General features: G+C 68.1%; 8 protein-coding genes. 2 read left to right on the top strand and 6 right to left on the bottom strand.

The window, feature by feature from the left end:
- Positions 1-33 precede the first annotated feature (33 nt).
- Positions 34-3,543 carry a hypothetical protein gene (locus tag L107_RS10665; RefSeq protein WP_159818679.1) on the bottom strand — a complete coding sequence of 1,170 codons (3,510 nt, stop codon included), beginning with the start codon at positions 3,541-3,543 and terminating at the stop codon, positions 34-36.
- 294 nt (positions 3,544-3,837) lie between these two features.
- On the opposite strand from L107_RS10665, the gene L107_RS10660 reads away from it, so the two are divergent.
- Positions 3,838-4,530: a Crp/Fnr family transcriptional regulator gene (locus L107_RS10660; protein ID WP_159818677.1), complete on the top strand. Its 693-nt coding sequence runs from the start codon at positions 3,838-3,840 to the stop codon at positions 4,528-4,530.
- Positions 4,531-4,683: 153 nt separating this feature from the next.
- The gene (locus L107_RS10655; RefSeq protein ID WP_159818675.1) at positions 4,684-7,731 is read left to right on the top strand and encodes an adenylate/guanylate cyclase domain-containing protein; all 3,048 of its coding nucleotides are present in this window, start codon (positions 4,684-4,686) and stop codon (positions 7,729-7,731) included.
- A gap of 54 nt (positions 7,732-7,785) precedes the next feature.
- Here L107_RS10655 and L107_RS10650 read toward each other — a convergent pair whose 3' ends face one another.
- The 5 genes from L107_RS10650 to L107_RS10630 all read right to left on the bottom strand — a co-directional run bounded on the left by L107_RS10650 (position 7,786) and on the right by L107_RS10630 (position 13,935).
- Positions 7,786-9,051 carry a hypothetical protein gene (locus L107_RS10650; protein WP_159818673.1) on the bottom strand — a complete coding sequence of 422 codons (1,266 nt, stop codon included), beginning with the start codon at positions 9,049-9,051 and terminating at the stop codon, positions 7,786-7,788.
- Positions 9,052-9,086: 35 nt separating this feature from the next.
- The gene (locus L107_RS10645; RefSeq protein WP_159818671.1) at positions 9,087-10,169 is read right to left on the bottom strand and encodes a trans-acting enoyl reductase family protein; all 1,083 of its coding nucleotides are present in this window, start codon (positions 10,167-10,169) and stop codon (positions 9,087-9,089) included.
- A complete protein-coding gene (locus tag L107_RS10640) occupies positions 10,169-11,191 on the bottom strand; it encodes a polyprenyl synthetase family protein (RefSeq protein WP_159818669.1) in 1,023 nt (340 codons plus the stop codon). Before L107_RS10640 ends, L107_RS10645 begins: the two co-directional genes overlap by 1 nt.
- A 33-nt stretch (positions 11,192-11,224) precedes the next feature.
- On the bottom strand, positions 11,225-11,683 hold the full coding sequence (locus L107_RS10635; protein ID WP_236550629.1) for a hypothetical protein: 459 nt from the start codon (positions 11,681-11,683) through the stop codon (positions 11,225-11,227).
- Between the two features lie 92 nt (positions 11,684-11,775).
- The gene (locus L107_RS10630; protein ID WP_159818665.1) at positions 11,776-13,935 is read right to left on the bottom strand and encodes an NAD(P)-binding protein; all 2,160 of its coding nucleotides are present in this window, start codon (positions 13,933-13,935) and stop codon (positions 11,776-11,778) included.
- Between the last annotated feature and the right edge of the window lie 6 nt (positions 13,936-13,941).

The following is a 13,941-nucleotide window of genomic DNA, read 5'->3' as shown; positions in this document are numbered from 1 at the left end:
CGGGCGCCGGAGCGCCGATCGGATCCCCGGTCATTAGCGGCGCAGCTGATGCACCAGCCGGCCCCGAACCGGTGGCTCACTCGCCGCCGGTTCGGCGCGGATGCGCCGGATCGCGAGGGCCAGGGGTGGGGCGGCCAGCGCCAGCTTCGGACGGCTCTGGGAGCTCCACCACTCGAAGCCCAGCCCCGGCACCGTGGCCACCCGGTGGGCCATGGCATGGAAGAACACGTAGGCGGCCAGCAGCCGCCGGAGGGACCCGAAGCGGGATTCCCGGATCGCCTCGATCCCATCGTCGCTGGGGAGACGGAGGCCGTTGCCGCAGCCCCCATGGATCGGGCTGGGGATGACCAGGGCGGCCTGAACGTGTTCGGCGGTGATGCAGGGATCGGAACTCAGGGCGACGATCTCGGGACCCGCTCCCAGGTGGCGGAGCCCTTCGGCCTGCCGGGCCGCCCCGAGCACCGCATCGGCGTGGGCCCGCTGTCGCTGGCTGCAGCGGCCGTCGGGACCCCCCAGGAACAGCAGGGTGCCGCGCACCAGCCGATGGGCATAGCCGTGGGGGAGAGAATCGGCGGGATCCGCACCATGCACATCCAGGGCCGTGAGGCCATCGCTGAGGGCGAAGAGCTTGCTGACGAAGCTGCTGAGCAGCTGGTGCAGCCCCTCGGCCTCGCCGATCACCAGGCTGCGCCGACCGATGCGGGCCAGGGGCTGGCGCCCCTGAAGGACCCTCAGGCCCAGGGTCCAGCACCAGGGACCCAGGACATAGAGGGCCACATCGGCGGGCAGGCTCAGGGCCAGCAGCAGGGAACCCATCCCCTCCCCTTCGGCCAGGCCGGCCAGCGGCAGCAGGGCGAGGGTGAGGCCCCGGAACAGGGGCATTCCCCATCCCAGGCTGCCGAGGACGTAGAGCGCGTGGATCAGCCAGGCGGCCGGGGTCTCCAGGACATGCCAGGCCCACCGCCTGCCCTCCTGGACCAGCCGGCGGGAGACGGCGGTGGGGTGGGGCTGCCCCCCCTCGTCGGCACCGATGATCTCCCGGACATCGTTGACCAGAAGCTGGTCCTCCATCGTCTCCAGTGCCAGCAGCGCCTCCGGTCGCAGCCGCAGCCCCAGGGGGCGCTGGTCGGGGAAGGCCTGCTGGACCTGGCGGCAGAGGCTGAACAGCAGCTCGGTGAGGGTCTGGTGCATGGCCGCCACCGTGGCGGTGGCCGCCTCGGAGGTACGGCGGCCGGCCGCCGTCGTGAACAGCCGATGGCGCCGGGCCTGGTCGGAGCCAGCGGAGCCATCGGGGTCGTCGGGGGCCGGCAGCGGAGACGCCGGCAGGCTGTCCGGGTCGCCGATGACCAGGAAGACGTCCCCGATCAGGGCCTCGCGCACCAGCCGGTCGCAGGCATCCAGCACCTGGCGGCAGGGGGTGCTCTGGGCGGAATCGCTGAGCACCAGCACGATCGACTGGCGGGACAGATTCAGGGACGACCCGTCGCCGTGCAGATGCTGGAGAACGGCGCTGGCGGAGAGCGCTTTGACGTGGAGCAGGGGCATGAGCCCCTCCAGATCCCGCGCGAAGTGCGCACCCAGCCAGAGGTTGTTCTCGAGGCCGGTGACCAGCAGATCCACATGGCTGGATCGGGCCAGGGCCGGATCCAGTCCTTCGCGCGTGAGCAACGCCTGCCTTTCGGCCAGCCGCATCGCCGTGGCGATCAGCAGCCGGGCCAGGGCCTGGGCGCTGGCGCGGTTGGCCGAGAGGGGATGGATCCAGTCGTCCTGGATCCTGGACAGCAGACCGGGGATCGCCGCCAGGTCCGCACCCACCGGATCCAGGCCACCGCGTCCGGCCCGGGGTGGGGGCTCGGCGGATCCGGGGCAGGTGCGGGAGGCCTGGCGGCGGCGACGGATCTCCTCGGCGGTCAGTTCACGCTCCTGCGAGAGCGAGTGGATGGTGAGGGCGGTGGGGGAGAGAACGGCGATCTCGCCGGCGACCGGATCCAGGTCGATGCGGTGGCAGCCGGGTCGCCCCCCCAGCACCGCATCCACCGCAGCCGGCTCGGTGGCATAGAGAGCCACGGCGCCGGGCCCGTCGACACCGATGGCGATCGATTGCCCCAGGCTGCAGAGAACCAGCCGGTCGGGCCAGGTGGCGGAGATCACGACCAGCCCGAAACGGCCCCGGGCACAGGCCAGGAACTGGCGGGCCGCGGCGAAGGGATCGTGATGCAGGAACGCCCCGATGGCCGCCCGGATCCAGCGCCGGGTCCGCGAGGAGCTGTAACGCCGCAGCACGGGATCGGCCTCGAGTCGGTGCAGGATCCGCAGGGTCAGTTCCTCCATCACGGCGGGGCGGTCGAGGCACGCGTCGGGGCGGGAGGCGATCAGGTCCTGGAAGGCGGCTTCGAAGCCGGTGGCCCAGGGCGCGAAGGCGTCGCTGGCCGGTGCGGCGGCGGGCTCCGCCAGAAGCCGCAGGGACGCCAGCCGCACGGCGGCGAACCAGTCCCCCTGGCAGATCAGCAGATCCATCAGTCCGGCGACCGTCGGCGCCGCCCCGGTCGCCGCAGGGCCGCCGCGCAGGGCGGACCGCAGCCAGATCCCCAGGCCGTGGGCGGTCGTTTCGGCGCCGAAGAGGCTGAACCCCTGGAACTCGCCTTCGAGGGCGATGCGGTGCTGAACCGCCTGCCAGTCACTCACCCAGCGTCCCTGCGCCCGGGACCAGAGGCGGCGGCGCTGGGGCGGGGACCAGCGCTGCCAGTGGGACGCGAGGTTCCCGGAGGGGCCGCTGGAGCCGGGGCCGTAGTGCCAGGCGGCGATCAGCCCGGAGGGCAGGGGTCGGCGGCCCGTCCGCAGGGCCCGGCGCCCGGCCCGGCGGAAGCCGCGCTCCAGCGCGCGGGTGAGGTGGCCGCGCTTGCCGTTGATCCTTCCGTGTCCGACGACGTCGATCCGGCCCCTCCGATCGCGCACCACCACCAGACCAGCGCCTGCGGGGGCCCCCCGGGTCTCCATCTCCAGGCCCATGGTCCGGAAGCGATCGATGGCGGGCGGCGGCAGCATCTCGCCACGCACCGATGGATCGGCACCGCTGATGAAGCCGAAATGGCCGCAGTGGAAGCGGGTGGCCAGGCCGCTCCCGATCGCCTCCCAGTCGGAGCGTGAGGCCAGCAGCAGGGCGCCGTTGGCCGCCGCCACGCTGACCAGCAGGGCCCGCACGGGGGCGGGGCTCCCTGCGCTGCACACCTCCAGGCCGCCCCAGGCCAGGGCGAGGGCCAGCAGGTTGGACAGCAGGCCGCCAAAGGCCTTCAGTCGCACCCGCCAGGGCGTCGGGTCCCCGGCCGCCACCCAGGGGCGCGGCCGATACCGGCCGTCCCCCGGACCGATCCGCCCCAGGGGCGCCAGGCTCCCCAGCACCTCGCCGGGGGAGCGATGCTCCAGAAGGTTGACCATGGCCAGGGCGTCGCCGTCGCCGTCGACCAGGGCGCGCATCAGGGCATGGCCGGTCCCGTGCAGCAGCTCCGCCGAGCACCAACTGAGGCGGATCAGGGACGACAGCACGAGCGGCCCAGGCGTCGCCGGGCCAGACAGCCCGCCCACCGCCAGGGCCAGCAGCTCTGGCCAGCAGTGCCCGATCCACCGGTCCGCCCCAGCGGGCACGGGCCACCGACACCGGGGACTGGGGACGAAGGACGTCATGACAGGCAGCCCAACGCACTGCCGCCACTGTCCGGGCATCGTCGCCGGCGTGTGTTGATCCCCGTCGCCTCCGGCTGGGAGATGGCTGCCACTCCGCTGTCACCTGGATGACAAGCCAGGCAAACCATGGGATGGTGACGCGACCGTCGGAGGGAGATGGGAGGCTTCGAGGCCGGTGAATTGAGGTCCTTCCCCCTGTTCGAGGGGCTGGCGATCGAGCAGCTGGAGAGCCTTCTCGGCGAGCACCGGACCCTGCAGGTGCCAGCCCAGCATCAGCTGGTCTTCGAGGGTGACTGGAACGATGGGCTGTTCCTGATCCGCTCGGGGGTGGTGAAGGTTCGACGCCTCACGTTGCAGGGGGAGGAGGTGGTGATCGCGTTGATGGGTGCCGGGGAAATGTTCGGGGAGCTGGCGTTGCTTCTCGGTAACAGCCGGCGGTCCGCGGATGTAGTGGCGCTCACCCCGCTTGAAGTGGTGAAACTGCGCTGGAAAACGGTCCAGGACGAGTTGGATCGCTCGACGGGATTCGCCATCGAGATGGCCCGGCTGCAGGCCAGGCGTCTGCTCGGCCTGGGACGTCGCTTCAGCCTGCGGGGCGAGGATGCCTCCACCCGCGTGCTGGCCACCCTGCTGGAGCTGGCCTACTGCAGCGGCTACGGCAACGATCCGCTCGCCCCGATTCCCGACCTGAAGCAGTCGGAGATCGCCGCCATCGCCGGGCTGGCCCGCGGCACCACCTCCCGGATCCTCACCCAGCTCCGCTCCCGGGGAACCATCGTCGAGACGGCCGAAGGGCTGCGGCTGGCGAATCTCGAGCCCCTGCGGCGGCGGGGACTGCTGGAGCCCTGATGGCCCCGCTCCGGCACGGCCCTCCGGGTGGCCGGAAATGACGGAACGTCGCACGAAAAAACAGACGGCCGTTAGAATGGGCCAGAGGGCTTCGCACCTCTCGACGTTGACCGCAGCCCCGAGCACGGCGATGCATCAGCCATGGGTCCACGGGTGAAACCTGTCAACCGTCCACCGGAACGACGTCAGGTCACTGTTCTGTTCTGCGACCTCGTCAACTCCACATCCCTCGCAGAGCGACTCGACCCCGAGGAGCTGATGGAGATGGTGGAGTCCTATTACGCCATCTGTGATGACATTGTGTCCTCCCACAGTGGCTACATGGCCCAGTATCTGGGTGATGGCATCCTCGCCTACTTCGGCTATCCCGATGCCTCGGAGGAAGCGGCCCCCAATGCCGTTCGGGCGGGCCTGCGGCTGCGGGAGGCGATTCGGGGCCTCCCGTCGCCCACCGGTGAACCCCTGCGCAGCCGCATCGGCATTGCCACGGGATCCGTGGTGGCCACCAGCATCCGGAACATCGAGACACCGCACAAGGCCGGTCTGATGATGGGGAAAACCCCGAATCTGGCCGCCAGGCTGCAATCGCAGGCGGGCCCCGACCAGATCCTGGTGTCGGAGAGCACCCATCGGATCACAAGGGAGTTGTTCCATCTCCAGAGTCTCGGGCCAAGGGAACTGAAAGGCTTCGATCAGGCGGTGCAGATCTATGCGGTGGTGGAGGAAACCGACGTGTCCTGCCGGTCCCAGGCCCGCTGGAGAACCAGTGATCTGCCGCTGATCGGCCGTCGGCAGGAGATGGAGCTGCTGTGGAACGCATGGCAGGCCACCGCCGCAGGGCGGGGCCAGGTGGTGCTGCTCCAGGGGGAAGCGGGAATCGGCAAGTCCCATCTGGTCGGCGAACTGAAGCGATCCCTGCTGGAGCAGGGTCACCGTCAGATGAGCTGGTACTGCGGCCCGAACACCAGGGAAAGCACCCTCCATCCCATCGCCGAACAGATCAACAAAGCCGCCGGCTTCGAGAAGGGCGAAGCCGATGGGAGCCGCCACCAGAAGCTGGCCCGACTGATGGAGCGCTACGGCGCCACCGAAGCCAGCAGCCTGGAGGTTCTGGCCGATCTCATCGGTCTCCCCGGAGGCCAGCAGTCCGCGCTGGAAGGACTGACCCCCGAGAAGAAACGCCAGATCCGACTGGACACGCTGCTGGCCATGGTCCAGGCCTGGAGTCAGGGTCAGCCGAGCCTGATCGTCGTCGAAGATCTGCACTGGATCGATCCGACAACCCTGGAACTGCTGGATCGTCTGATCGCCGCCGCCCATCAGCAGCGCTGGATGGTGCTGGCCACGGCGCGGCCCGAATTCGAGGCGCGCTGGCCCCCCGGCGACAACTGTGCCCACGTCAACCTCAAGCGGCTGGACCGCACGGCCTCCGAACAGATCTGCTCCTGTCTGAACGCCGATGAAGCGCTCTCCCCCCAGCTGATGCGGCGCATCGTCGAACGCTGCGATGGGATTCCCCTGTTCGTGGAGGAAACGACGAAGGCCATGCTCGAGCAGGTTCGTGCCAACGGCTCCGGCGGCGGCGATGACGCCGACCCGATCCCGGAGACCCTGCAGGACTCCCTGGCCGCCCGCCTCGATCGGCTCGGTCCGGCCCGTCGGCTGGCCAGTATCGCCGCCGTGATCGGCAGAAGCTTCACCTACGACTTACTGGAAGCGGTTTCCAGCCAGCCGGAGGCGGTGCTGCGCCAGCAGATGGATGATCTGCTGGTGTCCGGGCTGCTGCAGTTCTCCGATCAGACAGCCGGTGAAGCCTACGAATTCAAGCATGCGCTGATTCGTGACACGGCCTACGAAACCATGCTGAAACGGGAACGGCAGATCCCTCACGAACAGATCGCCGAGACCCTCTCGGGTCAGTTTCATGAGCTGGTGGATGCGGAGCCCCAGCTGCTGGCCCATCACTTCACCCGCGCAGGATCCTTCGAACAGGCGATCCCCCACTGGATCAGTGCCGGGGCACGGTCCGCCGAAATGGCCTCCCATGAGGAAGCTGTGCAGCACTTCCAGACGGCCCTCGATCTGCTGCGTCACGAAGGCTGTCGCCAGGAGACACTGCCACCCTCCCTGGAGCTGACACTGCTGCTGGGCCTGGCCATGAGTCTGGCCGGATCCCGCAGCTACTCGGCACCGGAAGTCGGGCAGATTCTGGAGGAATCCCGGCGGCTGGCGGAGCGCCTCGAGGACAGCCAGTCGTCCTTCGCGATCCTGCGGGGAATCTGCAACTTCAGCCTCGTCTCCTGCGATCTGGAGAATGCCGAGCACTCGGCTGGCCAGTGCCTCCAGCTATGGGATCAGGGCCGGAATCCCATCCACGGGATTGAAGCCCATTTCTCCATTGGATACGTCCATTACGTCAAGGGATCCATGGCCCTGGCGCGCCAGCATCTGCGAGAAAGCATTGACCTCTACCACCTCCACGAGGGCTGGGATCTGAGCTTTCCGTCCACCCATGATCCGATGACGGGTTCCCTCACGGCCCTCGCGATGGTGGAGCAGGCCGCCGGCGATCCGGACCAGGTGGCCGCCACCCTCGAACAGGCACGACGCCATGCCGCTCGGCTGGGCCGGAACTACGAGACGGTCTACACGATGAGCCACGAACTGCTGATTCTTGTGCTGCAGGGTCGCTATCTCGAGGCCATCGCCCTCAGCGAAACCATCCTGAAGATCTCCGAGACCTATGGCTACCTCACCTGGCGTGCCATCGCCAAGGTCTACCGAGGCGTCGCCCTGGCCCAGGCCGGACAGGCGGAGCCGGGGGGAGAGGCGCTGGCGATCGCCACCGAAGGCATGCGGGAACAGCAGCGCCTGGGTGTCATGACGCTGGAGGGCTTTCGGCTGGCCGAGATTGCCACGCTCCACTCTCTGGCCGGCTCCACCTGCGAGGCCTTCGCCACCATTCAGGCGGCTGAGGAGGCCGTCAGGCGCTCAGGTGAGGCCTACTTCCTGCCCCTTGTCCATGTCCGCAAAGCCGATGTGATCGCCAGGGCCAGGGGCCATGACGAACCCTCCGTGATGGAAACCCTGGAGCAGGCCCTGGCCATGGCCAGGACCCAGGGGGCCACCAGCTTCGAGACGATGATCAACGCGAAGAAACAGCTTTACGCAGGGGAACGGATCGGCGGATCGGCCCCGTAACCCTTCTCACCCAGGGCGCGGCCGTTCCGGCACACCGAAGAAGATGGCGGCCCCTCAGGGTCCCAGGCCCAGCGCCTGTCGGGCCAGGGACACGGAGAGGCCGGCCCACTGGATCGAGGCATCCGCCAGGTCGGCGGTCAGGGACAGGCAGGCCCTGGGGATGGTGGCGAGATCCCGGATGAGGGGGCTGCCCGTGGTCGGCGCCCCACCGTCGGCTTCCGCCAGGACGGAGGCACTCACCATGCGCAGGTCGGCGCTGAGGGAATAACTGGAGCCCAGCCCCACCAGCTCGATGAAGTCTCCATCGCGCTTGTGCTGCCCCAGACCGAGCTGGTTGACCAGGGGAAGGCCAGCGTGATTGAAGATCTGGATCCGGAAGTGGCCGAGCCCCCAGAATCTGAGCTGGCGCACATTCTCCGACTGCCAGACCGTCTCCAGCAGGGCCTGGTGGTCGGAACAGGCCGGATCCACACTGCTTCTGGTCTGCTTGAGGCTGTTGATGGCCAGCTTCGGAGACAGGAAGGTGAATCCCTGCACCAGCTCGGCGATCCGGTTCAGGAAAGCGCCGGCTGCGGACCCTGCCGGGCCCGGCCATGACGGTCCAAGCCCGGCCCCTGCCTCGGCGGCGGCGCGATCCAGGACCGGCGATTCCTGGAGCGGGGGCACCTCGGCATCGGGCAGAGCGGCCGCCGGGAACTTGGGATCCGCCTGGACGCGAATGATGGGCAGCATCTGTTCGTGGATGTCCTGTCCGTAGCGCATGTAGGTGGGCACGCTGATTCCCATCGAGTCCGTATCCTCGCCGAACAGTTCTCCGGAAAGGGAGTCACGGGACGGGGGGTGGGGCGCGCCCGAAGGGCGGGAGTCCAGGCAATCGAATCGGCCCACCAGCTTGGACAGGCCGATCACTTCCCGACCCGTGATCGCCGACCGGATGTTGTCCACGCAGATGAAGGGATAGACCCAGCAGATCCTGTCCGGGAATCCATTGTTGAAGCGAAGAACGGGGAAGGAGAAGAAAACCTCGTGCTGCCGGGTGGAGCGTTCAGGGTGGAAGCTGCCGGAGCGCATGTCCGGATAGAAGAGCACCCCAAGAACAACGAACGGCTGTCCGAAACCGGCACCCAGCAGCGGCAGGGACGACAGCGGCCAGTAGGTGAAGGCGTTGGAGGCTGGATTGAGAAAACGTGAGCAGAAGCTCTCCAGGGCCCTGGCCTCGGCCCTGAGCTTGAAATAGTGCGACTGGATCCCCTTGAAGACGTAAGGGGGGGCCTCCTGCTGGCCATCCAGTGGATTGTCGAGATAGGGAAGATCGTTCACAGATGCAGGAGCGACTGGTCCCGACATGCATTGACTCAGCCTACCCGCAAAACACAACCGGATTCCTCCAGCAGCGAGCCTCCGTAGAGGTGGGCGGGCGACTGAAAACCCGGTGCGACCTGGCCGTTCAGGACACGCCTGACGATCGCCGACACCGTGGCAGCGGTGACGGTATAGCCGTCCGGTGTCTGGAGGCGGAGGGAGCGGCAGCGTCGCCAGCGATCCTCCGCTTCCACCACCAGGGTGAAGCCGGCGCGCTGCCGTTGTGTGGCGGAGGGGGCCTCGGGCCAGCCCTGGCTCAGTAGATCCAGCAGCCGCTGGCCCAGGGGCGACTGGGGGAGAGGGGCCAGGCTGGAGCCGGCCCGCAGGGCGACCTGAACCGGCCAGTCCGCCTCGGCATAGACCTCCAGGGTGGGGATGCCGTGGGTGACCTGGCTGATGACGACGTCCGGCCAGGTGACGGCCACCGCCGTCCGCAACCCGGCGCCGAAGTCGAAGCAGCGGGACAGCGACCCGGCGGGCACGGCCGTGGCCACCCCCCGCCTGCGCACCAGCACGGTGGAACTGGTGAGCCCCATCAGGCTGCGGAAGGTGCCCCGCGACATCACCTCAGGGGCGGACAGGGCCAGCCGCAGCGCCACCGCCTCCGGGAACCGGGCGCGTGCCAGCGCCAGCAGACAGTCCGACGCCACGATCGAAAAGCCGATCCCCGGCATCAGCATCACGCCGTTGGCGGCGGCCAGCTCACCGTGATCGATCGCCTGCTGAAACACGGGCCATTCCCCGGCCAGGTCGAGATAGTGGGTCCCGCGGCGAAGGCAGGCGGAGATCATCGGCAGGGCCGTGTGCTGAAAGGGGCCCGCCGCATGCAGAACCACCTGGATCCCGTCGAGGGCAGCCTCCAGTAGCGACCGGTCGTCGAGGGACACCACACGACCGTCCAGCTGCCACCGGCGGGCCATCTCCGTCACCCTGCCGTGGTGCCGGCCGGCCAGCACGACATCGACACCCTGCTCCCGAAGCGCCCGGGTCAGCAGGCGGCCGCTGAAGCCGGTGGCCCCGTAGAGCAGGACGCGACCGACAGGCGCGGCGACAGGGTCGCCAGGGGTCTCAGGCATCAGGTCGTCCGGTTGAACACCCAGGGGACCAGATCCTCGATGAAGTCCTTGTCCGGAGAGTCGGGAAGGTGCCCATAGGCTCTGGTGAATTCATGGCGCGCAGCGCCCGCCAGGGACTCCGCCACCATGCGCGCATAGTCAGGCGAGCCCTTGCTGACCATGAGGTCAGCCAGCCAGGCCACGGCATCGGCGGTGCGCTCCTCGCGGCGCAGGTTCATGAAGTGATCGAGGTCCCGGCGTTCGCGTTGATTGCATTGGTCACGGACATGAATCAACAGCAGGGTGTGCTTGGCCTCAAACAGATCCCCTCGCGGCTCCTTGCCATAGGCCGCTTCCGAGGAGAAGTTCAACAGGTCATCCTGGATCTGGAAGGTGGCACCGAGAAAGAAGCCGAAGCGGACCACGGCCTCCGGGTCCACCAGGCCATGGGTGCCGAGCAGCATCCCCACCTGGGCCGGCCAGATGGTGGCCATCCAGGCCGTCTTCTTCAGCACCATGGTGAGATAGTCCGCGGTGCTGATGTCATGGCGACGGTCCATTCTCCAGCCGATATCCAGCGCCTGCCCTTCCGCCGTTTCCCTGGCCATGCGTCGCGTCACGTCCAGAATCCTTCTGGCAAACGTGCCGCCGCGACGGCCGACATGGTCGAGCAGGGGACCAAAGGCCATCAACAGCATGGCATCACCGGCGTTGATCGCCAGCGGCACACCATGCAGGGCATGCAGGGTGGGAAGGCCACGACGCTCCACACTTTCATCCTGGATGTCGTCGTGAATCAGCAGGGCATTGTGGAGAATCTCCACGGCACCGGCGAAGGGGATGGCGTCCTCCAGCCTTCCCCCGAAGGCGCGGGCATTGGCCATGCAGATGCACGGCCGCATCATCTTTCCGCCCCGGCTCGGATAATCGGCCAGCAGTTCATGGAGATAGGGAGCCCGGGGCTGGCTGGTGAGGTAGCGCTCCACATACTCACGAATCAGCCGCCCATAGGCGTCCAGCAGCGGCTGGATCGTTCTGGTCATGGGCCCCACGCAGCCCAGGGACAACCGGCTCTGCTAACGCGGCTCGCCGGCATCGTCGCTTCCCGTGTCCGCAGGGGGATCGCGCCGCTCCGGCGGGCGATCACGGTCTGCGCGCCGTTGATCGACCTCCTGCAGGAGGATGTCCATGACATCGAAGTAGGTCGTGGCCATGTCCCGCCCCAGCTGGATCATGCGACTGGCCAACGTGCCAAGGTCGCGGGAGGCGTCGCCGGCGCCGCGGGCCGTCTCCCGGCTGTAGCGCTCGGCGGCGTCATGGCCCTGGCGAACATTCTCCCCCAGGACCCGATACGCCGTCCGGATGGTGTCTTCCACGGTCTCGGTGATGGGCCGGCCCCCGAACGGCGCCCCGCCGTCGGACCAGCCGCTCCGGAAGGGTCGGTCACGCTCCAGTGGCGGCCGCTGCCAACGTCCGTCCGACGTGGCCCCATCTTCCATTCCCGGCTGATTCTCTGGCTTGGGGATATCCGACATGGGGCCATCAAGCATGGAGTGATCGGGTTCTGGTCTCGGATGGCTGATGGTCTGACGGCCCGTGCTGTGGCGGGGATTTGTTGCTGAAATCTTCAAGGATGATCATAGCCGTGAATCTCTGCCAGCGAAGGTGAAGCAGAAAGGGCATGGGCCGCCAGCCGCCCGGAGATCACGGCGGCTTCGGTGCATCCCTCGTTGAACCCACAGTCGGTCCAGTCTCCCGCAATGGTGAGATTGTCGTAGGTGGGATCCAGCGGAGAGATCCGGTGCTTCAGGCTGCCCGGCAGCGCCAGCACATACCGATCGGTCGGATTGACGTTCGCCCGCCAGTACTGATTCAGGAATCGCTGCTCGCCGCCGTTCCCTCCGCCGGGAAGACCTCCGGCAGGCTCCGGTGCGGTGGGGTCGGCCAGCAGCTCCCAGCGGAAGGCTCCGGCGGCGTCATAGGCGCCGGGCCAGAGGGCCGAGCCGGTGTTTCGCAGGAAATCCAGGGCGTTCTCCCTGACCTCCTCCGCCCTGCGGTGCGGATAGGGGGTGTCGGTATCCGCTGGCGGCACAGGAGGATCCCTGAGCACGCCGCAGAAGTAGAGGGCGGTGGCGGGGGGCCGCACCCACGCCTCTTCAGGAATGACATGGGCCATGTCACACCAGGTGTCAAAGGGCTTGTCGAACGCCGAGACGATGTAGGGAGGACCCTGCCATCCCAGCTGGGAGAGATCCTCCTGCAGCCAGAGCTGGAAGGCCTGGGTCGCCGTGGTTTTCACCTTCTCCACCATGGTGGCCCAGCGCTGATCCCTGGCCAGGATCCCGGAGCAGACATGGGGGATGGCGCCGATGCTCACCCCGAGCACCACGGCATCGAAATCCCGCTTCACTTCGAGGCGGCGCCTGGAGGTGAACCTGCGATCCCAGTGGGACTCGAAATCCCGCTGTTCGCGTCGGAGACGATCCCCGTCGACCAGCTGGTCATCGTCAGGTTGGGATGGCCAGCAGGGGCGACCACCGACGCTGATCAGGGGCTCATAGTCGCGATTGCCGTGGATCTCTGCCTGAACATCAAACTCAAGGGCTTCCACATGGCAGCGATCACCCGGCTGGATGGGTGGCCCCGCCGGAATCTGCACATTGGTCAGCCTGTGGAAGAACTGGAAACGCACCCCCCGGCGGCGCAGCAGTTCATAGAGCGGCGCAAACACCACATCACCCATGCCCGCCCGCAGGCGCCAGAACAGGGAGCCCCGGTAGCCGAAGAACATGCGCAGCGAGCCCCGGATCGCCTGGCCGGCAGCCAGAGCAGGCTTGCTGGCATCGCCGTCCTCATAGGCCAGGGCGAGGTCATAGAGACCGACGACGAAGGGGGAGCGCACGGCCCGCTCCGAGGCCCCGTTCAGGCGCAGCCATTCCCGGCACTCGTAGTGATCGATCGCCTCCAGTCCCCGGGGATCCCGGAGCAGGTTGAAGCGAAACGTGCCCACGATGATCGCGAGCACGAGATCCACGATCTCCCAGATGTGGCGCTTCGGGTGGTCCGCGAGCCAGCGCTCCTCCAGCCAGGATCGGGTAGCGATGTTCAGCTCCTCGACGAAGCGGACCAGGGGGGCCTCCATCGGCAGCGGCAGGATCCGCAGGGCGCTGCTCAGCAGCGCAAGGCCCTCCACGATCAGGGCCGCTCCGGTGAAGGTGCCCCCCGAGAGCCAGCCGGCCATGGCCTCGAGAAGGTCCGCGGGCCGGCGCCCATCTGGGGCCTCCGTCGGCGTGCTCACGTCCACGTCCAGGATCAGGGTCCGCAGCATGGCGATGGCCTGCTGCAGATACCCCGCCATGGAATAGGTGGCACCGGGGGGCAGGGGATCCCCGGGCAGTCCCGGCCGGGGTGGGAACCGGGCGCTCCACTTCCGCCAGTCCGACGACCCCGATCGCGAGAACAGCCCCACATCCCTTTCCGGCAGAAAGGCGTCCTGCCAGGGGCCGAAGGGCGAGCCTTCCGGCGACGCCTCCAGCTCGGCGTAACACTCCCGCATCATGCGGAAGGAGTTCTCATAGAAACCCAGCCACACATGCAGTCCGTGCTCCTCCACCCGACCGGATGGACCACGGCCCGAGGCCCCCTTCCCCCCGAGCCTCCAGCCCTGCTGGTAGACGGTGATGGCGTAGCGGCCGTTGTGCTCGGGTCTGGAGAGTTCATAGGCCGCCGCCATGGCGCCACAGCCACCGCCGATGATCACGACCCTGACGGGCTCTTCCACGACCATCCGGAC

It is taken from the genome of Cyanobium sp. Copco_Reservoir_LC18, from assembly GCF_009834675.1.
Lineage (GTDB): Bacteria > Cyanobacteriota > Cyanobacteriia > PCC-6307 > Cyanobiaceae > Cyanobium > Cyanobium minutissimum.
This window is presented reverse-complemented; position numbering and strand designations above follow the sequence as displayed.

Excerpts from the sequence above, each read along its gene's own strand:
- L107_RS10640 (WP_159818669.1), bottom strand. The coding sequence starts at position 11,191 with ATGACCAGAACGATCCAGCCGCTGCTGGACGCCTATGGGCGGCTGATT.
- L107_RS10660 (WP_159818677.1), top strand. The coding sequence starts at position 3,838 with ATGGGAGGCTTCGAGGCCGGTGAATTGAGGTCCTTCCCCCTGTTCGAG.
- L107_RS10635 (WP_236550629.1), bottom strand. The coding sequence starts at position 11,683 with ATGTCGGATATCCCCAAGCCAGAGAATCAGCCGGGAATGGAAGATGGG.
- L107_RS10645 (WP_159818671.1), bottom strand. The coding sequence starts at position 10,169 with ATGCCTGAGACCCCTGGCGACCCTGTCGCCGCGCCTGTCGGTCGCGTC.
- L107_RS10630 (WP_159818665.1), bottom strand. The coding sequence starts at position 13,935 with ATGGTCGTGGAAGAGCCCGTCAGGGTCGTGATCATCGGCGGTGGCTGT.